This is a genomic window from Burkholderia sp. CpTa8-5 (assembly GCF_017815045.1).
In the GTDB taxonomy this organism is placed as follows: Bacteria; Pseudomonadota; Gammaproteobacteria; order Burkholderiales; family Burkholderiaceae; genus Burkholderia; species Burkholderia sola.
This window is the reverse complement of record NZ_JAGIQD010000036.1, coordinates 1-21,330: the sequence shown is the minus strand read 5'-3', so window position 1 is coordinate 21,330 and position 21,330 is coordinate 1. Positions and strand designations below refer to the sequence as shown.

The 21,330-nt window shown below is 66.9% G+C and carries 18 protein-coding genes and 1 riboswitch; of the genes, 10 read left to right on the top strand and 8 right to left on the bottom strand.

Annotation, left to right across the window (positions count from 1 at the left end):
* Positions 1 to 220: 220 nt before the first annotated feature.
* From J8I35_RS31365 to nadE, 3 genes are all read left to right on the top strand, one after another.
* Positions 221 to 406, top strand: coding sequence for a hypothetical protein (locus J8I35_RS31365; RefSeq protein WP_006480515.1), 186 nt, complete (start codon positions 221 to 223; stop codon positions 404 to 406).
* A 211-nt stretch (positions 407 to 617) separates the two neighbouring features.
* Positions 618 to 1,487 carry a DMT family transporter gene (locus J8I35_RS31360; protein WP_050016305.1) on the top strand — a complete coding sequence of 290 codons (870 nt, stop codon included), beginning with the start codon at positions 618 to 620 and terminating at the stop codon, positions 1,485 to 1,487.
* Positions 1,488 to 1,736: 249 nt separating this feature from the next.
* Positions 1,737 to 2,585: an ammonia-dependent NAD(+) synthetase gene (gene nadE / locus J8I35_RS31355; protein WP_089489686.1), complete on the top strand. Its 849-nt coding sequence runs from the start codon at positions 1,737 to 1,739 to the stop codon at positions 2,583 to 2,585.
* A gap of 75 nt (positions 2,586 to 2,660) precedes the next feature.
* Here nadE and J8I35_RS31350 read toward each other — a convergent pair whose 3' ends face one another.
* The 3 genes from J8I35_RS31350 to J8I35_RS31340 form a co-directional block, all read right to left on the bottom strand.
* Positions 2,661 to 4,337, bottom strand: coding sequence for a peptidase S1 (locus tag J8I35_RS31350; RefSeq protein ID WP_209928839.1), 1,677 nt, complete (start codon positions 4,335 to 4,337; stop codon positions 2,661 to 2,663).
* Positions 4,338 to 4,410: 73 nt separating this feature from the next.
* Entirely contained in the window at positions 4,411 to 6,000 is a 1,590-nt protein-coding gene (locus J8I35_RS31345) for a S53 family peptidase (protein ID WP_124556279.1), read from the bottom strand.
* A 299-nt stretch (positions 6,001 to 6,299) separates the two neighbouring features.
* Positions 6,300 to 6,920, bottom strand: coding sequence for a LysE family translocator (locus tag J8I35_RS31340; protein ID WP_209928837.1), 621 nt, complete (start codon positions 6,918 to 6,920; stop codon positions 6,300 to 6,302).
* Positions 6,921 to 7,054: 134 nt separating this feature from the next.
* Here J8I35_RS31340 and J8I35_RS31335 point away from each other — a divergent pair, with 134 nt between their 5' ends.
* Entirely contained in the window at positions 7,055 to 7,519 is a 465-nt protein-coding gene (locus J8I35_RS31335) for an Lrp/AsnC family transcriptional regulator (protein ID WP_050016315.1), read from the top strand.
* A 61-nt stretch (positions 7,520 to 7,580) separates the two neighbouring features.
* Here the strand turns inward: J8I35_RS31335 and J8I35_RS31330 are convergent, their stop codons facing one another.
* Positions 7,581 to 8,498 carry a LysR family transcriptional regulator gene (locus tag J8I35_RS31330; RefSeq protein ID WP_209928835.1) on the bottom strand — a complete coding sequence of 306 codons (918 nt, stop codon included), beginning with the start codon at positions 8,496 to 8,498 and terminating at the stop codon, positions 7,581 to 7,583.
* A gap of 134 nt (positions 8,499 to 8,632) precedes the next feature.
* On the opposite strand from J8I35_RS31330, the gene speB reads away from it, so the two are divergent.
* Both speB and J8I35_RS31320 read left to right on the top strand, forming a co-directional pair.
* Positions 8,633 to 9,589, top strand: coding sequence for an agmatinase (gene speB, locus J8I35_RS31325; protein ID WP_050016317.1), 957 nt, complete (start codon positions 8,633 to 8,635; stop codon positions 9,587 to 9,589).
* A 61-nt stretch (positions 9,590 to 9,650) separates the two neighbouring features.
* On the top strand, positions 9,651 to 10,976 hold the full coding sequence (locus J8I35_RS31320) for an MFS transporter (protein WP_209928833.1): 1,326 nt from the start codon (positions 9,651 to 9,653) through the stop codon (positions 10,974 to 10,976).
* A gap of 131 nt (positions 10,977 to 11,107) precedes the next feature.
* Here the strand turns inward: J8I35_RS31320 and metE are convergent, their stop codons facing one another.
* Entirely contained in the window at positions 11,108 to 13,402 is a 2,295-nt protein-coding gene (gene metE, locus J8I35_RS31315) for a 5-methyltetrahydropteroyltriglutamate--homocysteine S-methyltransferase (protein ID WP_209928831.1), read from the bottom strand.
* Between the two features lie 127 nt (positions 13,403 to 13,529).
* Between metE and J8I35_RS31310 the strand changes: the two genes are divergently transcribed.
* On the top strand, positions 13,530 to 14,438 hold the full coding sequence (locus J8I35_RS31310) for a LysR family transcriptional regulator (protein ID WP_089489691.1): 909 nt from the start codon (positions 13,530 to 13,532) through the stop codon (positions 14,436 to 14,438).
* A gap of 22 nt (positions 14,439 to 14,460) precedes the next feature.
* Here J8I35_RS31310 and J8I35_RS31305 read toward each other — a convergent pair whose 3' ends face one another.
* Both J8I35_RS31305 and J8I35_RS31300 read right to left on the bottom strand, forming a co-directional pair.
* A complete protein-coding gene (locus tag J8I35_RS31305) occupies positions 14,461 to 15,183 on the bottom strand; it encodes a CbtA family protein (protein WP_050016325.1) in 723 nt (240 codons plus the stop codon).
* 13 nt (positions 15,184 to 15,196) lie between these two features.
* Entirely contained in the window at positions 15,197 to 15,406 is a 210-nt protein-coding gene (locus J8I35_RS31300) for a CbtB-domain containing protein (protein ID WP_006488502.1), read from the bottom strand.
* Positions 15,407 to 15,438: 32 nt separating this feature from the next.
* A riboswitch (cobalamin riboswitch) is annotated at positions 15,439 to 15,582 on the bottom strand.
* A 46-nt stretch (positions 15,583 to 15,628) separates the two neighbouring features.
* Here J8I35_RS31300 and J8I35_RS31295 point away from each other — a divergent pair.
* From J8I35_RS31295 to J8I35_RS31285, 3 genes are all read left to right on the top strand, one after another.
* Positions 15,629 to 16,219, top strand: coding sequence for a histidine phosphatase family protein (locus tag J8I35_RS31295; protein ID WP_050016327.1), 591 nt, complete (start codon positions 15,629 to 15,631; stop codon positions 16,217 to 16,219).
* Between the two features lie 165 nt (positions 16,220 to 16,384).
* Positions 16,385 to 17,977 (top strand): inorganic phosphate transporter, encoded by a 1,593-nt coding sequence (locus tag J8I35_RS31290; RefSeq protein WP_050016329.1) that lies wholly within the window; start codon positions 16,385 to 16,387, stop codon positions 17,975 to 17,977.
* A gap of 283 nt (positions 17,978 to 18,260) precedes the next feature.
* Positions 18,261 to 19,022, top strand: a complete 762-nt coding sequence (locus tag J8I35_RS31285) for a 2OG-Fe(II) oxygenase (protein WP_060733620.1) — start codon at positions 18,261 to 18,263, stop codon at positions 19,020 to 19,022.
* A 257-nt stretch (positions 19,023 to 19,279) separates the two neighbouring features.
* Here the strand turns inward: J8I35_RS31285 and J8I35_RS31280 are convergent, their stop codons facing one another.
* Positions 19,280 to 20,704 (bottom strand): DHA2 family efflux MFS transporter permease subunit, encoded by a 1,425-nt coding sequence (locus J8I35_RS31280; RefSeq protein WP_089489693.1) that lies wholly within the window; start codon positions 20,702 to 20,704, stop codon positions 19,280 to 19,282.
* Positions 20,705 to 21,330: the final 626 nt, after the last annotated feature.

Here is a 21,330-nt window from a genome sequence, read left to right as displayed (position 1 = left end):
CGCCCGAGGCGACTGGTAATGGGTAAGCCGGCCATTGTATTACGGACGTTTGACGACCATTTGACCGGGCCGGGTAACACGGCCGGGCGGCGGCCGCGCGCGTTGCCCGAAAGCGAAATTCTGTATTGCCCGGCGCGCGCGAATCCGCGCGGCGCCGGTTGCTACACTTTGCGCTTCGCCGAACGACCGACCAAGACCGACCAATAAAGGGGCTCGCGCCATGTATCGCAAAGGCAGTGTGATCGAAATCCAGTTTCCGCCGGAACGCCTCAACGACGCGGCAGGCGATCCGTACTGGATCGACCTGACGCTCGACGAAGCGCGTCGGCTCTACGAACAGCTCGCCGCGCGCTTCGCGACCGACGCACGCGCCAACCAGCCGCTCGATACGTTCTCGATCGACTGAGCGTCGCTGCTGCGCGCCCATCCGCGCAGCGCCGTGCCGTGCGGTGCCGCGGACGATCATCCCCGCCGCGCCGCGCACCGGCGCGCGATGACCGCCGCCCCGCTCACGCGCCGCGCGGCATGAGTGCAGGATTCGACAAGACGCCAGCGTCGCTTCGCCCGATACTGGCCGACTTTCCGGATCTGTCCGGCCGCGTCGCGGCCCGTCACGCATGCTCAACTCGATCGTCGCCGCCGTTTTCGTCGCGCTCTGGTCCACCGGCTTCATCGTTGCACGGGCAATCAAGCCCTACGCCGATCCGAACCTGTTCCTGCTCGCGCGCTTCGCGGGCACGGCCGCGCTGTTCGGCGTGGTCGCGCTCGCCGCGCGCGCGCCGTGGCCGGCCCGCCGCGAATGGCCGCGCCACCTGATCGCCGGCGCGCTGTTGCAAGGCGTCTATCTCGGCGCGAGCTACTGGGCCGTCGCGCAAGGGTTGAATGCGGGCGTGATGGCGCTGCTCGGCGCGCTGCAGCCGCTTGCCACCGCCGTGCTAGCGGTTCCGCTGTTCAACGAACGTCTGCCCGCGCGCGGCTGGCTCGGGATGGCGCTCGGGCTGGCCGGCGTCGCGCTCGTGCTCGCGCCGAAAGTCACCGGCGGCGTCGCGCCGCCGCCGGGCGCCGCGCCTGCGTGGCTCGTCGTCACCGTGTCGGTGCTGGCAGTCGGGTCGATCACCGCCGGCTCGCTGTACCAGAAAGGCAAGCTCGCGCAGAGCGACCTGCGCACGGCGGTCGCCGTGCAGAACTTCGGCGCGGCGCTCGTCGCGGCCGTCTTCGTCGTGCTGCTCCATGAAACCCGCTGGATCGACGCGCCGGCGCTGTGGGTGTCGCTCGTGTGGGGCGTCGTGTTCCTGTCCGGCGGCGCGGTCACGATGCTGATGTGGATGCTGCGGCACGGCAATGCGGCGCGCGCGACGTCGCTGCTGTTTCTCGCGCCGCCGCTGGCCGCGCTGCAGGGCTACGCGCTGTTCGGCGAAACGCTCGCGACGATCCAGCTCGCCGGCTTCGCGCTCGCGCTGGTGGGCGTCGTGCTCGCGCGGCGCTGACGGGCGAAGACGCACGCGGGATCGAGCGGCCACGCCATCATCGGGCCTCCATCCCTCCTCGCTGAAGCCGCGCGCACGGCCGCCCTTCGCGCAGCATCTCCTGCACCCGCCCGGCGCACCGCGCACCACGGCGATGCGGCGCGTCTCGCCGATGCAACGCGAAACCGCCGGAAACGCCTGTCCGGCGCGGCGGCGCGCCGCGATTGCGCTTATGATGAGCGCCTTGCATTTCGTCCCGGAACTTTCCTCATGACATCCGCCGATTACGCCAGCCGCCAACGCGCGATCATTGCCGAACTGAACGTCGCCCCGCACTTCGACGCCGAGGCCGAAATCGACCGCCGCGTCGATTTCCTCGCGCAATACCTTCGTTCGACCGGCCTGCGGACCTACGTGCTCGGCATCAGCGGCGGCGTCGATTCGTCGACGGCCGGCCGGCTGGCGCAGCTCGCGGTCGAAAAGCTGCGCGCCGGTGGCTACGACGCGCGCTTCATCGCGATGCGCTTGCCGAACGGCGTGCAGAACGACGAAGACGATGCGCAGCGCGCGCTCGCGTTCGTGCGCGCGGACGAGGTATTGACGGTCGACGTGAAGCCGGCCGCCGATGCGATGCTCCGTTCGCTGGTCGCGTCCGGCCACGCGTTCGAAAACCCCGCGCAACAGGATTTCGTGCACGGCAACATCAAGGCGCGCGAGCGCATGATCGCGCAGTACGCGGTGGCCGGCGCGCGGCGCGGCATCGTGATCGGCACCGACCACGCGGCCGAATCGCTGATGGGTTTCTTCACGAAGTTCGGCGACGGGGGCGCGGACATCCTGCCGCTCGCGGGCCTGAGCAAGCGTCGTGTGCGCGGGGTCGCACGCGCGCTCGGCGGCGACGAGCTGATCGTGATGAAGGTGCCGACGGCCGACCTCGAGGAACTGCGCCCGCTGCGCCCCGACGAGCACGCGTATGGCGTGACCTACGACGAGATCGACGATTTCCTCGAAGGCAAGCCGGTCGCCGACCGCGTCTACGAAACGGTGCTGCGCTTCTACGACGGGTCGCGCCACAAGCGCGCGCTGCCGTACACGATGTTCGACTGGCCGACCGCCTAAGCCGGCCGCCCGGCTACCGACATACCGCCGCGCGCACCGTCACGGCTGCGCGCGGCACATCGGCGCCGGGCAACGCTATGCGTTCCCGCCCGTCTTCTTCGCCTGCAGCGCACGAATCCGCAGCCGCGCGCCCGTATCGCTGACCGTCGCGTCGTACATCGTCGCGAGGTCGCGCTTGAGCGCGGTGCGCGAGCCGCCGTCGAGATACACCATATGCCCCGACGGGTAGAACCGCGCGGACAGGTTCTGCCGCACCTTCTGGTCCTCCAGCGGCATCTGCTGCAGATCGATCACGGTCTGGTAGAACGGCGTGACGAAATCGTAGAGGCCGTTCGCCGACAGCACCTTCAGGTCGACGTTCAGCGCCATCACCGCGGCGAGATCGCCGGCCGTGTAGAGGATCACGTTCCCCTGCGCATCGATGCCCTGCTGCGCGCCGGTCGGGTCGATGTGGCTGAAATCCCAGTTCTTGAAGGCCTGGTCGTTCAGGTCCGTGAACGCCGAGTTCGACGTGAACTTCAACTGCTCGTTCAGGTAGCTGTTCCACATCGCCGTATAGACGCCCGTCACGGCCGTCATCGTCGGATCGTTGCCGCCCGAATTCGGGTCGATCTTGCCGGCGATGCCCGACGAGATCCCGGTCACGCGGCCGTCGTACGAACCGAGCGCGAGCCCCTGCGCATGCAGCAGCGTCGTCAGGAACAGCGAATTGCCGCGCGTGTCGTAGCCGGCGATGTCGAGCCCCCACGATTGCAGCGTCGCCGTATCGATACCCGTGTATGCCGACAGCTTCTGCACGGTGGCCGGGTTCGCATGCGGCACCGCGCGCAGCGCGCTCAGGTAGTCGGTGCGCGCGAACTGCGCGACTTCCTCGACGAACGCGCCGAGATCGCTCGGCGCCGGCTTGATGCCGAGCTTCTTGTGATACCACGCATCGGCCGCGGCGGTCGGCAGCGCGCCGACCGGGTTGCCGGCCTGCCGGTAATCGAGGATCGACGATTGCAGCGTGACGCCGTTCAGGTCGACGCCGTCCTCGTGCAGCTTGTACGCGAGCACGCAGCTGCGCGCGGTGCCGTACGATTCGCCGAACAGGTATTTCGGCGAATTCCACCGGTTGTTCTTCGTCAGGTAGCGCTTGATGAACTGCTTCAGCGAATTCGCATCCTGGTCGACGCCCCAGAAGTCGCGGTTCTTGTTCGGCGCGACGGCCGCCGAATAGCCAGTGCCGACCGGATTGATGAACACCAGGTCGCTGTGGTCGATCATGCTGTCCGGGTTGTCTTCGAGCTGGTACGGCGCGGGCGGCGTGAAACCGGGCATCGACGTCTTGATACGCTTTGGCGCGAACGAGCCGAGCAGCACGAACACCGACGACGAACCGGGCCCGCCGTTATAGAAGAACGTCACGGGCCGCGTTTCCTCTTTCGCGCCGTCGGCCGTGAACGCGACGTAGAAAATCTTCGCGGCCGGCTGCGAACTGCTCGGATCGACCGTCACCAGGTGGCCGACCGTCGCCGTGTACGCGATCCGCTTGCCATCGATCAGGATCGTGTGGTGCGTGATCGCGGCCGCCTCGGTCGTGTCCGTCACCGAGTCGTCGGGGCCGTTGCCGTACGCGATCGGATCGAAGAACGGCTGGTCGCGGCCGTGGCTCAGCGCGACCGGGTTGATGGTCGGCGGCACACCATGCGAATTGTGGTCGCCGTGATGCAGCGGATACACGCCGCCGGAAGATGCGGAATCGATGCCCATCGTGCTGCTCCTGGAGGTGAAAAAAGACGCGGGCAGACCACCCGCGTCGAACGGAAAGGCGTGCGCCGGCGCGTCAGCTCGACGGCTTGCGCGCGAGGATCGTGGCGAGTTGCGCACCGTTCGGGCTGCCGAGGCCCGTGCACGCGTCCCAGCCGGACGCGGCCGCATACGTGCCGTTCGATCCCTTCGTGATGTCGCGCAGCGCGCCCGGATGCTTGTACAGCACCGGATTGATCCAGCCGGCCGGCGCGCCGGCCGTCGCATTGATCCGCGCGATCAGCGCGGCCCACAGCGGCGCGACCGCGCTCGTGCCGCCCATCACCGAAGGCGTGCCGGCGACCGACACTTCGTAACCCGTCTGCGGCGACGCGTCGCCGGCCACATCCGGCACGCCGCGCTTCGCGAGCGGCGTGGTGGTGCCGTCGGCGCGCGCGACCTTCAGCCCCTGCTGCCATGCCGGCAGGTCGAACAGCGAACTGACGCCGCCGCCGCCCGCCCCGCCGCCGGACGCCTCGTCGTTCCACGTGACCTCGCTGCGGATGCCCTGCCCGGGCAGCGCGTCGAGCTGCGTGCCGCCGCAGCCGAGCACGTACGGGCTCGACGCGGGGAAATCGACGTGATCGGCGCCATCCTGCAGCCCGTCGCCCGAGCCGCTGTCGCCCGATGCCGCGCAGACGGTGATGCCCTGTGCGGCGGCCGCCTGCAGCACGCGGTTGAACGCATGGGCGGACTGCGCCTGCCAGATCGCTTCCGGGCCGCCCCAGCTGATCGAGATCACGGAAGGCCGATTGGTCTTGTCGGTGACGGCCGCGTTGACGGCCTGGATGAAGCCCGCGTCGCTGTTCGGCGCGAAGTAGACGGCGATCTTCGCGGCCGGGGCGATCGCGCCGGCGATCTCGATGTCGAGCGCGACTTCGCCGTCCGGGCCGTTCGGCTCGCCGGTCGGTGCGTTGCGGCCGGTGCCGACGTTCACGTCGACGAGCGTCGGCGGCGTCGTGATCCCGAGCCCGCGGAAATACTGCTGGATGTCGGCCGCGCGATAGCCGCCGCCGAGTTCGACGATCGCGATGCATTGCCCGGCGCCGTCGCCGGCCGGAAAGTCGTACAGCGACGCAAGCTGGATCGGCGTGAACGTGACGGCCGCCGCGCCGCGCGCCGGCTTGAACGGCGGACGGAAGCGAAAGTGCGGCCGCGCCTGAGGCCGGCTGTCGAGGCCCAGCACGGCCGTCACCGCATCGCCGAGCTCGTCGGGCAGCGTGATCGGGCCCGAACGGCCGCGATACTGGCCGATCGACCGATGCTCGAAACGCTCGAGCTTCACGCTGAACGCGGCTTCGAACTGCGCGATCGTGCCGGACACCACGACGACGCTTTCGACCGGGTCGACACGATCGACCGTCAGTTGATGACGGTGCGCGAAGTCCTCGGTCTTGCGGATGTCGTCGGGATTAGCGGAGAAACGCTGCGCGAATGCGTCGCGCGACAGCGGTTTTGCACCGGCGTCGCCGCTGGCGAGCTGGTGGACCAATGCATCGAGTTGCCCTTCTTCCTGCCGCCGCAACATGATCGTGACGTGGATGCGTTCTGCCGGATCGCACTGGCCGAGACACTTGGACTCGGCGACGATACGGGGTTCACGGTCGGCTTGAAGATGCCTTGCCATGTTCAGACCCTCCTTGGTACCGCGTTGCACGGAACAGCCAGGAAATCGGACATAGCCCGCGGAAGACGGTTCCGTTCGGTCAGTCGATTCGCGACGGCGCGTTTGCGACGGCGCGTTTGCGACGGCGCGTTTGCGACGGCGCGTTTGCGACGGCGCGTTTGCGACGGCGCGAAGGTAGAGGAAGTTTAGAACAGTCAGACGATTTGCGCGCACGCCCTTCTGCGGCAAGCGTGCGCGCGAAGGCCGGCATCGCGCGCGGCCTGCCTACCCGCGCGGCGACCATGCGGCGGCGCTCGGTCTCAGTCCATCGACAACCGCAGCGCAAAACCGATCAACGCAGCGGAAAAGGTCCAGCGCTGCACCGTCTGCGCGAGCGGATGCGCGCGCATCCACGCCGCGATGCGCGACGCGCCGAACACGCACGCGAGGTCGAAGCACACGCCGGCCGCCACCAGCAGCGCGCCGAGCGCGAACATCTGCCAGACGACCGGCCCGGCCTCGGGCCGCACGAACTGCGGCAGCAGCACCGAGCAGAACAGCAGCGCCTTCGGGTTCAGCAGGTTGGTCAGCAGCCCCTTCACGAACGATTGCCGCAACTCGCCCGCCGCCGCGTCGCCGTCGCCGAGCGCGAACACCGGCGAGCGGAACACCTGGATCGCGACGTACGCGAGATAGAACGCGCCGCCGTAGCGGATCACCTCGTACAACCAGGGCGCGCTGCGGATCAGCGCCGCGACACCGCACGCCGACAGCGTCACGTGCGCGGTGCGCGCGAGCGACAGGCCGGCCGCCGCGGCCATCCCCGGCCGCACGCCGCGGCCGATGCTGGTCTGCAGCACGAGCGCCATGTCGGGCCCGGGCACCGCGTAAATGGCCGCCAGCGAGGCGAGATAAATCAACAGCAAATGCGTGGAAATCATGGTCTGCCCCCGTCCTTCAATGACGATATGTTGCCGCTGAAGGCGGAGGGATTATTGGCCAACTTTGGCTCAGGAATGGCGATTCATAGGGGAATCCGCCACAATCACGAAACTGTAAAAAGGATTCCACCAAAATGACCGAGCTCGACAAAACCGACCGCGCGATACTCGCCGCGGTGCAACGCGACGGCCGCCTGCCGATCGCACGGCTCGCCGAATCCGTCGGCCTGTCCGAGACGCCTTGCGCGCGGCGCCTCAAACGTCTCGAAAACGACGGCTACATCGAGCGCTATCGCGCGCAGCTGTCACGCCAGGCGCTGGGCTTCGGCGTGGTCGCGTTCGTGCTCGTGCGGTTCGCGACGCACGACCGCAAGGTCGCCGACCGGTTCGAACGGGAAGTGCTCGGCATCGAGCGGATCCTCGCGTGCCACAACGTCGCGGGCACGGCCGATTACCTGCTGCAGGTGGTCGCGCGCGACCTCGACGACTACGGCACGTTCCTGCGCGATTCGCTGCGGATGCTGCCGGGCGTGACGTCGATCGAATCGGCGCTGTCGTTGCGCGAGGTGAAGCACGACGCGGGGTTGCCGGTGCCGTGACGCACGCCGGGCCGACAAGCCGCGCGCGCAACGCTGGTTCACATTGTCGGCCGCGCCGGCGTCACACCGCGTCGAGCGACTGATGCGCGCGTTCGAGATCCTCGAGAAACGCTTCGACGACCGGATCGCCGCGCCCGTCGCGCGCCACGACCATGTGGAACGTGACTTCATAGTGCAGCTGCTCGGGATTGAGCGGCGCGAGCAGCCCCTGCGCGACATACGGCGCCGCGAAGTGCTGCGGCAGGTAGCCGAGGTGATGACCGGACAGGATCAGCAGCGCGACGGCCTCCATGTTGTCGGCGGTCGCGGTCACGCGATCGGGCGTCGTCGACATCTGCGCCTCCGGCAGCGGATACGAGCGCCAGGCCCACTCGAAGCCGGCGACGTCGGCCGGCGTCAGCGTGCCGGCGCGTTCGAACAGCGGATGGCCGCGGCCGCAGTACGCGACCTGCCGCTCGATGAACAGCGGCGTGTAGTCCAGCGTCGGCACGCGATGCCAGAAATAGCCGACCGCGATCTGGATCTCGTTGCTCAGCAGCTTTTCCTCGAGATCGCCCGGCGCGCGCACCGAAATCGAGAAGCGCACGGCCTCGTCGCGCGTGCGGAACGCGGCGATCGCCTCGGCGATCCGCGCATTCTGGCTGACCGGCGTATGACCGATCAGGCCGATGTTCAGCGTGCCGACCAGTTGGCGGTCCATGTGCCGCGCGGCCATCCCGAACTCGTCGAGCGCCGCGAGCAGCCTGCGGCTCATCGCGTGGAACCGCTCACCCTTCGGCGTGAGCCGGAAGCCGCTGCGGCCGCGCTCGCAGAGCCGGTAGCCGAGCCGCGTCTCGAGCGACGACAGCTGCGCGCTGATCGTCGACTGGCCGACGTTCAGCATCGCCTGCGCGGCCGACACGCCGCCCGCGTCCGTGACCGCGAGAAACACGCGGATCAACCGCAGATCGAGGGTCGACAGATTCCCCAGCACGTTCATCCCCTTCCATACATCGATGAAGATCGATGTTTACGTCGATATCTTCGCATTCTTCTTTCCCGGCCGAGCGCGTAAAACTGTGCGCCAGGCCGCGTCGCATGATACGGCAACCCCACACCGGAAGAGACGACCCCATGAACGACCCCATCCATTTCCAGCCGCTCGGCGGCAATGAAATGCCGCGCTCCGGCGGCATCGCGACGATGATGCGCCTGCCGCACGTGTCGAGCGCCGAAGGCCTCGACGCCTGTTTCGTCGGCGTGCCGTTCGATCTCGGCACGTCGAACCGCACCGGCGCGCGCTTCGGCCCGCGCCAGATCCGCACCGAATCCGTGCTGCTGCGCCCGTACAACATGGCCACGCGCGCAGCACCGTTCGATTCGCTGCAGATCGCCGACATCGGCGACGTCGCGATCAACCCGTACAACCTGCACGATTCGATCGCCCGCATCGAAGCCGCGTACGACGCGATTCTCGAGCACGACTGCAAGCCGATCACGCTCGGCGGCGACCATACGATCGCACTGCCGATCCTGCGCGCGATCCACCGCAAGCACGGCAAGGTTGCATTGATCCACGTCGATGCACACGCCGACGTGAACGACACGATGATGGGCGAAAAGATCGCGCACGGCACGCCGTTCCGCCGCGCGGTCGAGGAAGGACTGCTGCACGGCGACAAGGTCACGCAGATCGGCCTGCGCGGCACCGGCTACGCGGCCGAGGATTTCGACTGGTGCCGCGAGCAGGGCTTCCGCGTGGTCCAGGCCGAGGAATGCTGGAACAAGTCGCTCGCGCCGCTGATGGAAGAAGTGCGCGCGCGCATCGGCGACACGCCCGTCTACATCACGTTCGACATCGACGGCATCGATCCGGCCTACGCGCCGGGCACCGGCACGCCGGAAATCGCGGGCCTCACGGTGCCGCAGGCGCTCGAGATCATCCGCGGCGCGAAGGGGCTGAACATCGTCGGCTGCGATCTCGTCGAAGTCGCACCGCCGTACGACCCGTTCGGCACCACCGCGCTGCTCGGCGCGAACCTCGCGTACGAGCTGCTGTGCGTGCTGCCGGGCGTCGCGTATCGCGACTGACGACCGATCCCGCTACACGACCTATTCCAAATCAGAGGATTCCAGAGGAGCACACACAAAGATGGGGACTTCCGTCAAGCAACCGAAGCGGGCGGCGCTCGCTTCGTTCGTCGGCACCACGATCGAGTGGTACGACTTCTATAGTTATGCGACCGCCGCCGCCATCGTGTTCGGGCCGCTGTTCTTTCCCGGCGAAAACCGTTTCATCAGCCTGCTTGCATCGTTCGGCTCGTTCGCGGTCGGCTTCTTCGCGCGGCCGCTCGGCGGCGTGATGTTCGGCTATCTCGGCGACCGCTTCGGCCGCAAGCGGTCGCTGCTCGCGACGCTGATGCTGATGGCCGTGTCGACGGTCGCGATCGGCCTGCTTCCCACGCATGCGCAAGCCGGCGTGATCGCACCGATCCTGCTCGTGCTGATGCGCGTGCTGCAAGGCATCGCAGTGGGCGGCGAATGGGGCGGCGCGGTGCTGCTGGCCGGCGAGCATGCGCCCGAAGGCAAGCGCACGTTCTTCGCGTCGTTCGCGCAGCTGGGCAGCGCGAGCGGCCTGATCCTGTCGATGCTCGCGTTCGGCGCGATCAGCACGCTGTCGAAGGACGACATGATGAGCTGGGGCTGGCGCGTGCCGTTCCTCGCGAGTTCCGTGCTGCTGGTCGTCGGCTTCGTGATCCGTGCGAGCGTGTCGGAATCGCCCGAGTTCGAGGAAGTCAGGAAGAGCGGCAACATCGCGCAAAAACCGCTGCGCGAGGCGCTCAAGGCCTGGCCGCTGCTGTTGCTCGCGATCGGCGCGAACGTGTACGGGATCGCCGGCGTGTATTTCAGCAACATCTTCATGATCAGCTACGCGACCCAGTTCCTGTCGCTCGACCGGTCGATGGTGCTGCATTGCATGACGATCGTCGCGGTGCTGCAGTTCGTCGTGCAGCTCGCGGCCGCGTTCCTCGCGCAGCGCTTCGGCACCACGCGCGTGCTGCTGATCACGGGCGCGTGGGCGATGATCGTCCCGTTCGTGATGCTGCCGCTCGTGCATATGGGCACGCCGGTGTCGATCACGGTCGGCGTCGGCCTCGCGACGCTCGCGGAATCGGGCTACTACTCGGTCGTCGCGGGCTTCGTCAGCGGCATCTTCATCGCACGGATCCGCTATACGGCAATTTCGATCGCGTACCAGGTGTGCGGCGCGCTCGCCGGCGGCCTCACGCCGCTCGTCGCGACGCTGATCGCGCAGAACGCGGCCCCGCAATGGTGGCCGCTCGCGCTCCAGTACACGAGCGCCGCCGTGCTGTCGTCGCTGTGCGTGTGGTTGATCTCGCGCCGCGTCGGCATCGACGATGCGGGCGCGCCCGGCAAGACGCGCGAAGCGCTGCCGCGCGGCGCACGCGCCGCGTAGCGCTCGACGCGTAGCGCCTGTCGCACATGCATGCATGACGTAAAACGACCCGCTTTCGCGGGTCGTTTTCTTCGCCGCCCGATCGATGATCGACGATCGGCGACCGCTACCGCCCTGCATTCGCTGCGTGGTTACCGCACCTGGCTACGCAGCGTCTTCGCCGCGGCGACCATGTTCGTCAGCGCCGGAATCACTTCCGCCCACTGACGCGTCTTCAGCCCGCAGTCCGGGTTCACCCACAGACGTTCCGCCGGAATCCGCTCGGCCGCCTTCCTCATCAGCCCGACGATATGATCCTGCGTCGGGATGTTCGGCGAGTGAATGTCGTACACGCCCGGCCCGATTTCATTCGGATACTTGAAGGTGTCGAACGCATCGAGCAACTCCATGTCGGAGCGCGACGTCTCGATCGTGATCACGTCCGCGTCCATGTCGGCGATCGACGCGATGATGTCGTTGAACTCCGAATAGCACATGTGCGTGTGGATCTGCGTATCGTCCTGCACGCCGTTCGCGGTGATGCGGAACGACTCGACCGCCCACTTCAGGTAGTCGCTCCATTGCGCGCGGCGCAGCGGCAGCCCTTCGCGCAGCGCGGCTTCGTCGATCTGGATCACGCGCACGCCGGCCTTCTCGAGATCGAGCACTTCGTCGCGGATCGCCAGCGCAAGCTGGTAGCACGACACCGAGCGCGGCTGGTCGTCGCGCACGAACGACCAGTTCAGGATCGTCACGGGGCCGGTCAGCATGCCCTTCATCGGCTTGTCCGTCAGCGACTGCGCATAGGCGATCCATTCGACCGTCATCGCCTTCGGGCGGCTGATGTCGCCGAACAGGATCGGCGGCTTCACGCAGCGCGAACCGTACGACTGCACCCAGCCGAACTGGCTGAACGCATAGCCGTCGAGTTGCTCGCCGAAGTATTCGACCATGTCGTTGCGCTCGGCTTCGCCATGCACGAGCACGTCGAGTTCGAGCGATTCCTGTTCGCGCACGCTGCGTTCGATCTCGGCCTGCATCGCCGCGCGATAGCCGGCTTCGTCCAGCGCGCCGGCCTTGAACCGGCTGCGCGCCTGGCGGATGTCGGCGGTCTGCGGGAACGAGCCGATCGTCGTCGTCGGGAACGCCGGCAGGTTCAGGCGCGCCGACTGCTTCGATGCACGCTGCGTATACGGGCTCGCGCGGTTGCCGAGCGGCGCGTCGATGCGCGCGAGCGCGGCCTTCACCGCCGGGTTGTTCACGCGCGGCGAGCGGCGCCGCGAATCGATCGCGGCGGCATTCGCGGCGAGCGCGTCGGCCACCTTGTCGCGGCCTTCGTTCAGTGCGGTCGCAAGCACCTTCAGCTCGTCGAGCTTCTGCAGCGCGAACGCGAGCCACGAGCGGATTTCCGCGTCGAGCTTCTCTTCGCTCGCGAGATCGACCGGCACGTGCAACAGCGAGCATGACGGCGCGAGCCACAGCCGGTCGCCCAGTTGCTTCGCGAGCGGCTCGAGCCAGTCGAGCGCGGCGTTCAGGTCGGTCTTCCAGATGTTGCGGCCGTTGATCGCGCCGACCGACAGCACGCGCTCCGGCGGCAGTTCGCGCACCAGCGCGTCGGCTTCGTCGCGTGCGTTGATCGCGTCGATATGCAGGCCGTCGACCGGCAGCGACGCCGCGAGCGTCAGATTGTCCTGAAGCTGGCCGAAGTACGTGGCGAGCAGCAGCTTGATGCGGCGCGTTTCCAGCGCCTCATACGCGATGCGGAATGCCTGGCGCCATTCGGCATCGAGCTCGGTCACGAGAATCGGTTCGTCGATCTGCACCCATTCGACACCCTGCGCGGTCAGCGTGTCGAGCAGCGCGCCGTACACCGGCAGCAGCTTCGGCAGCAGCGCGAGGCGGTCGGAATCGTCCTTCGCCTTGCCGAGCCACAGGTACGTGACGGGGCCGAGAATCACCGGTTTCGCATTCACGCCCTGCGCGGTCGCTTCGGCGAGTTGCTGGAGCAGACGCGACGGATCGAGCGAGAAATTCGTGTCCGCATGGAACTCCGGCACGATGTAGTGGTAGTTCGTATCGAACCACTTCGTCATTTCACCGGCCGCGATCCCGCCGCAGCACGCGGCGTGCTCCTCCGTCGACTGCGCCGAACGGCCGCGTGCGACGCGGAAAGTGTTGTCGAGCGCATCGCCGTGGAAATCCTGCACGCGCTTCGGCAGGTTGCCGAGCGTGAAGCTCATGTCGAGCACCTGGTCGTAGAACGCGAAGTCGCCGATCGGCGCGAGATCGAGATCGCGCTGGTCGTGCCAATGACGTCGGCGCAACTCGGCGCCAAGCGCCTTCAGTTCGTCGCGCGACGATTCGCCCTTCCAGTAGCGTTCGAGACCGAACTTGAGTTCGCGCTTCGCGCCGATGCGCGGAAAACCGAGGTTGTGTGTCGTGACCATGAAGCTGCCGTCCAGAAGAAAGTGTAGATCCGGCAGCCATCATAGGGATTTCAAACCATGAAATAAAATGGCATTATTTCATTCATCCATTAACATTTTTCATGCATCTACCCGATGCACGCAATCCATGCTGGAACGATTCCATCTCGTCGTCATACGTGAAGTCGAGCGCCAGGGCTCGCTGACCGCGGCGGCCAATGCGCTGCACCTCACGCAATCGGCGCTCAGCCACACCGTCAGGAAAGTCGAGCAGCAGCTCGGCACGGCGATCTGGGACCGCGAAGGCCGCGGCCTGCGGCTCACGCAGGGCGGGCACTATCTGCTGAAGCTGGCGAACCGGCTGCTGCCGCAGTTCGAGCTCGCCGAGGAGCGGATGAAGCAGTACGCGAAGGGCGAGCGCGGCACGCTGCGCATCGGGATGGAGTGCCACCCGTGCTATCAGTGGCTGCTGAAGGTCGTGTCGCCGTACCTGTCGCGCTGGCCCGACGTCGACGTGGACGTGAAGCAGCGCTTCCAGTTCGGCGGCATCGGCGCGCTGTTCGGTTACGACATCGACGTGCTCGTGACGCCCGATCCGCTGAACAAGCCGGGGCTGCGCTTCGACCCGGTGTTCGACTACGAACAGGTGCTGGTGGTCGCGGATTCGCACCGGTTCGCGAATGTCGACTACGTGACGCCCGAACAACTGACCGACGAGATCCTGATCACGTACCCGGTCGAGACCGACCGGCTCGACATCTACAACCAGTTCCTGACGCCGGCCGGCATCGTGCCGAGGCGGCACAAGTCGATCGAGACGACCGACATCATGTTGCAGATGGTCGCGAGCGGGCGCGGCGTGGCCGCGCTGCCGCGGTGGCTTGCCGACGAGTATGCGGACCGAATGCCGGTCGTGCCGGTCAAGCTCGGCAAGAACGGCATCGCGAAGCAGATCTTCCTCGGCATCCGCGAAGCGGACGCAGCGATCGACTATCTGGCCGCGTTCGTCGCGCTGGCGCGCGAATCGACGTGGAGCGCGCCGCGCATGCTGCGCTAGGCGCGCCCGGTTGCCCCGCGCGTCAGGCGGCGCGCAGGCCGGCGCGTTCGCCGCGCTCGACCCACGCGCCGAACAGCAGGCCGATCGTCGTCCACATGATCACCTGCATGCCGATGGCCGCCACGCGGAACTTCCACAGCAAGGTCGCCGGGAAATCGGCCGGCAACTCGCTGACCGACGGCAGCCCGATCTGCACGGCCGCGATGATCGCGACGAACACGAGCCCGGCGACGATCGATGCGTTCCACGGGCCGAGCTTCGCCAGCAGATGGCGGCGCACGCCGACCGAGAACACCATCGTCGCGACCGAGATCGCGATCATCAGGAAGAACAGCCCCGTGCGATAGCCGATCGTGTCGGGGTCGCCGACCGACGGCGGATTGGCCGGGTACTTGAGGTTCGGCACGATCACGAGCGCGACGAACGCCGCCAGCGCGAGCCACGCGGCCAGCGGCCGTGCCGGCAGGCGGCTGCCGCGTCCGTACGCATACGCGAACACCAGCGAGAACAGCCCGCCGAATGCCGCGCCGTACGTCACGACGCCCGTCAGCAGCCCGAGGCCGGCCTGCGTGTGGCGGCTGACCAGCTCGGGTTCCGGCGCCTCGCCTTGGGCGGCGGCGGTTTTCTCTTCGACGGCGATCGCCTGATCGACTTGCGGTTCGCCGACGATCCTGGCGAAACCGAACGTGAGGAGGCCCGCGGCGATGCCTGCGAGCATCCCGCGCATGAGCAGCTTTCCAACCATCGCAGGCTCCGCGTCAGTGGCAGGGAAAGCCGAGCAGATGGCGGCCGTCGTGGACGAATTCGTGGACATACATGCCCGGCACGAGCGACGTCGCGCCCTGTTCCGCACCGACGAAATACAGCGCGAGCAGCAGGATCAGGCCGACGAACACGGCCCAGGGCAACAGCTCGCGGACGGGGATGGGTGCCGGCACGACCGCCGGCTTCAGCACTGCTTCGCTCATGGATGCACCTCAGGGGAATCGCGCCCCGACAAATGATGGATGGGTACGAAGGCAGGTCTGGCTTCCGGGATCGTCGATTCCCCGGTTACAGTGGCGCGACCGCGCCGGAATTGCACCGGCTTCCGCGCTTCGTATCGGGCGAATTGTACGCGCGAACGTTCGCGTATTGAAGCGATGACACACGGGTAAGCGCGTCCCGCTCCGGATCATCCGACAACCGACATGACCAAACCTGCCTCGCTCTGCCTGATCGCACACGCATCGACCCGCGCGATGCGCACCGGCACGTTTCCCGACGACGACCTGCTCGACGCGCACGGGCTCGCCGAAGCCGCTGCGCTGCGCGGCCGGTTGACGGGTGCTGCCGGCTCGCTCGTGCTGTGCAGCCCGGCACGCTGCGCAACGCAGACCGCCGATGCGCTCGGGTTGCACGCCGACATCGACGACGCGCTGCGCGACATCGACTACGGCAACTGGCGCGGCAAGCGGCTGCACGATCTCGCGCGCGACCTGCCCGACGAACTGGCCGCGTGGATCGGCACGCCGTCCGCGTCGCCGCATCGCGGCGAATCGTTCGACGCCGCCGCGCATCGGGTCGGCACATGGTTGAGCACGCTGCCGACGGATCGCGATGTCGTCGCGATCACGCATGCGCCGATCGTCCGCGCAACCCTCGCGCACGTGCGGCGGATGAGCCTCGAGGCCGCCGCGCGTCTCGACGTCGCGCCGCTGTCGTGCACGACATTCGTCGCGTCGCCGAGCGGCTGGACGTTGGCCGCGACGGCCGCCAACGTGCGCGACACCGGCGCGTAAACTCACTGTCCTGCTCACTATGTGAGCGAACGATGCGCGCCGACGCGTCGCATGTCGCCGCTCGCCTTACATCCCGTAAGACACACCGTTCGTCATCCCGACTGTCATCAAACTGACTGCTAGCCGCAGCTAGGATCGGACGCGGTTCCCTCACGAGATGCCGTCATGAATCAACCTGCTTCATCCGCCCCGAACAATCCGGGCTCCGTCGCACGCACCCGGCAGATCGGCTATGCCGCGTTCCTGCTGGTGCTCGTGCTCGGCGCCGTCTATATCGCCACGCACCTGATCGACGATCTGGCGCCGGTCCGCGAAGGGACGTTGTTCCCGTACCTGCTGCTCGGTGCCGCGCTGCTGATCGCGCTCGGCTTCGAATTCGTCAACGGCTTCCACGACACCGCGAATGCGGTCGCGACCGTGATCTATACGCACTCGCTGACGCCGAACGTCGCGGTGATCTGGTCGGGCATGTGGAACTTCCTCGGCGTAATGGTTTCGAGCGGCGCCGTCGCGTTCGGGATCCTGCAGTTGCTGCCGGTCGAGCTGATCCTGCAGGTCGGCAGCGGCTCGGGCTTCGCGATGGTGTTCGCGCTGCTGATCGCCGCGATCGTCTGGAACCTCGCGACCTGGTATTTCGGGTTGCCGTCGTCGAGCTCGCACACGCTGATCGGGTCGATCATCGGCGTCGGGCTGATGAACCAGCTGCTGCACGGGCCGTCCGGCACGAGCGGTGTCGATTGGGGCCAGGCGCTCGGCGTCGGCAAGTCGCTGCTGCTGTCGCCGATCGTCGGCTTCCTGTGTGCGTCGCTGCTGCTGCTCGTGCTGAAGGCCGCCGTGCGGATTCCTGAGTTGTACAAGGAGCCGCCGAAGGATCAGCCGCCGCCGTTCTGGATTCGCTGCCTGCTGATCCTCACCTGCACCGGCGTGTCGTTCGCACACGGGTCGAACGACGGACAGAAAGGGATGGGCCTCATCATGCTGATCCTGATCGGCACGGTGCCCACCGCGTATGCGCTGAACAAGGCCGTCACGCCCGCCGAATCGCAGACCTTCGTGGCGGTCGCGAACCAGGCGGCCGCGACGTTCGGCAAATACACGAACGGCGTCGCGCCGTCCGCGAACCCGCGCGCCGATGTCGAACACTACGTGCAGCATCGCGAACTGACGCCCGCCGTGCTGCCGGCCGTCGCGCAGCTGTCCACGTCGCTTGCGACCGCCGTCGGCGCGTCGGGCTCGATGGCGGCCGTGCCGCAGCGCGACGTCGACAACGTGCGCAACACGATGTATCTGGTGTCCGAAGCCATTCGTCTGATGGAGAAGTCGGGCCAGCCCGCGTTCGCCGCCGACGACAAGCTCGCGATCGACAACTATCGCAAGCAGCTCGACCACGCGACGAAGTTCATTCCGACGTGGGTGAAGGTCGCCGTCGCGATCGCGCTGGGTCTCGGCACGATGGTCGGATGGAAGCGGATCGTCGTGACCGTCGGCGAAAAAATCGGCAAGCAGCATCTGACGTACGGACAGGGCGCATCGGCCGAACTGGTCGCGATGCTGACGATCGGCGCCGCCGACATGTACGGGCTGCCCGTGTCGACGACTCACGTGCTGTCGTCGGGTGTCGCGGGCACGATGGCGGCGAACGGCTCCGGGCTGCAATGGAGCACGGTGCGCAGCCTCGTCCTCGCATGGGTGCTGACGCTGCCGGCGTCGATCGCGCTGGCGGCTGGGCTTTACTGGTTGTTCCGGTCGCTGGCGTGATCGTGTACGCGGCGGGGGGCGGGCGATAGCCGGCTACCTGCTGCGGTAGGTCGGATGTGGCGCTCCGCTGCCGCTCCGCTTCTCCGCCTTTCCGCTTCCCTCGCCGCTCCGGCCCGTCGCCACATTCAGTGTGCCGATGCCGCGCCTTCAACGTTTCCCCGTTTCCTGGCCGGAATTAAAGCGCAAGATCTGGAGCGTGCCGGCGCCCGGACGCCGCTAGACTGGGTTCGTCAACTTTCATCGTGGATTCGACCGTGCGCGACCGCACGGCGCCACACAGCCGATGCCCCGAGGTACGCCCGTGAACATTCTCGATCTGCCCCCTGCCGTCGAACCGCCGGACATCGCGCAACGCGTCGACTCTCTCGACTGGCCGAGCGTCGATGCCGAGCTCGATCGCTACGGATGCGCGCGCGTGCCGGGCCTGATGTCGGCAAGCGAGTGCGATGCGCTCGCGTCGCTCTATCCCCGCGATGCGCTCTATCGTTCACGTGTCGTGATGGCGCGACACGGCTTCGGCCGCGGTGAGTACAAATATTTCGCGTATCCGCTGCCTGCGATCATCGCCGAGCTGCGCACGACGATCTACCCGCATCTCGCACCGATCGCGAATCGCTGGAACCAGGCACTCGGGATCGACGTCCGTTATCCGAAAAACCATGCGACGTTCCTCGATCGCTGCCACGCGGCAGGACAGACGCGATCGACGCCGCTGATCCTGCAATACGGCGCCGACGACTACAACTGCCTCCATCAGGACCTGTATGGCGAGCACGTGTTTCCGCTGCAGGTCGCGATCCTGCTGTCGGCGCCGGGCCGCGATTTCAGTGGCGGGGAGTTCGTGTTGACGGAACAGCGGCCACGCATGCAGTCGCGTGCGGAAGTGGTGCCGCTGACGCAAGGCGACGCAGTGATCTTCGCGGTACACGGCCGGCCCGTGCAGGGAACCCGCGGCGTCTATCGCGTCAACCTGCGCCACGGCGTGAGCCGGATCCGAAGCGGCCATCGCCACACGGTCGGCATCATCTTCCATGACGCGCAGTAGCGGGAGCGGGGACAGTTGCGCTGCTGCCGCGCCACTTATTGCGCATTGCATTCATGCTCGTCTCGGCACCGCATGCCATCGTGAGGAAAGCGGTCCAACCGAGCATGGCCGGCCAGAACACCGCTCGCCCGCGGCGGCCGAAGACCGATTGCGCTGACCGTCAAGCGATCGCGGTCGCAATGAATCAGCGCTTCCGGTGAGCACGACGAAACACGCTTACTCACCTGTCGCTCCGCGAACATGATTTGCAGTCCAGCCTATCCTCGCGCCACGCTGGCCCGCAGCCGGTCGCCGGCATCGAGCGCCAGCCGTGCGTAGCCCGGCAACGTCAGCAGCGCGAGCACGCCCGCCGCGACGAACGCCCAGCGGAAATCGTCGAGCACGTAATGCATGCCGGCCGCATCGCCGCGCCCCCATGCCGCGAGCCGCAGCGACAATGCACCGAACGCGATCCCCATCCCGATCGTCATCTGCTGCGCGGCGCTCCACAGCGTGCTGGCCGCACTCGTCTGCTGAGCCGGGATGTCCGCATAAGCCAGCGTCGCGAGCGTCGTGAACTGCATCGACCGCGTGAGCCCGTAGACGAATACGACGAGCAGCGTGATCGCCAGCGGCGTCGACGCGGTCAGCCAGCCGCATGCGATCGTGAAGATGCCGACGATCGTCACGTCGACGAGCGCAACGCGCCGAAAGCCGTAACGGTCGAGGATCCACGACGTGCCCGCCTTCATCCCAAGATTGCCGAGCGCGCTCGCGAGCAGCAGCAGCCCTGACTGGAACGGCGACAGCCCGAAACCGATCTGGAACAGCAGCGGCAGCAGGTACGGGACGGCGTTGATCGCCATCCGCGTGATCGAGCCGGTGATGACCGTCACCGAGAACGTCGGCACCTTCAGCGTCGTGAAATCGAGCAGCGGATGCGCGCAGCGTCGCGCATGCAACCATGCGGCGATGCCGAACAGCACGCTCGCGCCCACCAGGACAACCGCGCGCGCGAAGTCGACATCCTGCTGACCGGCCGCTTCGGTGCCGATCAGCAGGCAGGTCAAGGCGCCGCCGGCCAGCACGAAGCCGACCCAGTCGAGCGGCCGTTGCTCGTCGGTCCGCGTATTCCGGACGATCAGCCAGGTACAAACGAGCGCGGCCAGGCCGAACGGGACGTTCAACAGGAAGATCCATCGCCACGATGCATAGGTCGTGATGAAGCCGCCGATCGGCGGCCCGACGACGGGCGCGACGATGCCCGGCCACGTGATCGTCGCGATCGCACGCATCAGCTTCGCCTTCTCGGTACTGCGCACGACGATCATCCGCCCGACCGGCACCATCATCGCCCCGCCGACACCTTGCAGCAGCCGGGCAGCCGTGAACGACATCACGCCTTCGGACAGCCCGCACAGCACCGACGCACCGGTAAAGACGACGATCGCACTCGCGAAGACGGTGCGCGAACCATAGCGATCCGCGATCCAGCCGCTGATCGGAATGAACACCGCCAGCGCCAGCATGTAGGCCGTCATCCCGAGGCTCAGTGCGTTCGGCCCCACACCGAACGAGCGCGCCATTTGCGGTAGCGCGGTTGCGATCACGGTCGTGTCGAGATACTCCATGAAGAACGTCGCGGCGACGAGATACGGCAAGAAGTCGGTCGTCCGACCACCTTGGGCAGGGCTGTCAGTCATGAACGATGCGGGAGACGAAATGCAAAAAGCGCCGATCGCGGGCGGATGCAGGCAAGCACCCGGGAATCGGGACGAACGGTGATATTACCCCGAAGGGTTGGCTCCCCGCTCTGCCGCGCACGTCGCGCGAATGAACTTTATGCGCATAGATTTTTGTGAGGATTTCGCGCTGCGTTCGCCGAGTGATGCGCATGACGCGGTGCCTCGAGGAACGCGCAGATGCGGAGATTTTCGCCAGAAAGCGGTATTTATCGATCATTGTCGCTCAATATCGCGCATCACCGGCCATCACAACATCGTCACCCGAAGTATGGCGTGGGACGGAATCGATCTGAAGATGGATGGGTCCGGTTGGCGGGAGGGGTGAGAGATTCAGACGGCACAACCGCGGAGTGCTCGAGAACGGCAGAGCGCTGAATGAGGGGCTCGCTCGCTGCGATGGATTGCGTAAGCGGAAAGCGGAGTAGCCTCGGTCACGCTTCGCCACATGCTTTTGGGGACGCCGAAATGCAAAAACCCCCGCCTTGTCGGGCGGGGGTTTTTGGCTTGAGGGAGCCTGACGATTACCTACTTTCACACGGGAATCCGCACTATCATCGGCGTAGAGTCGTTTCACGGTCCTGTTC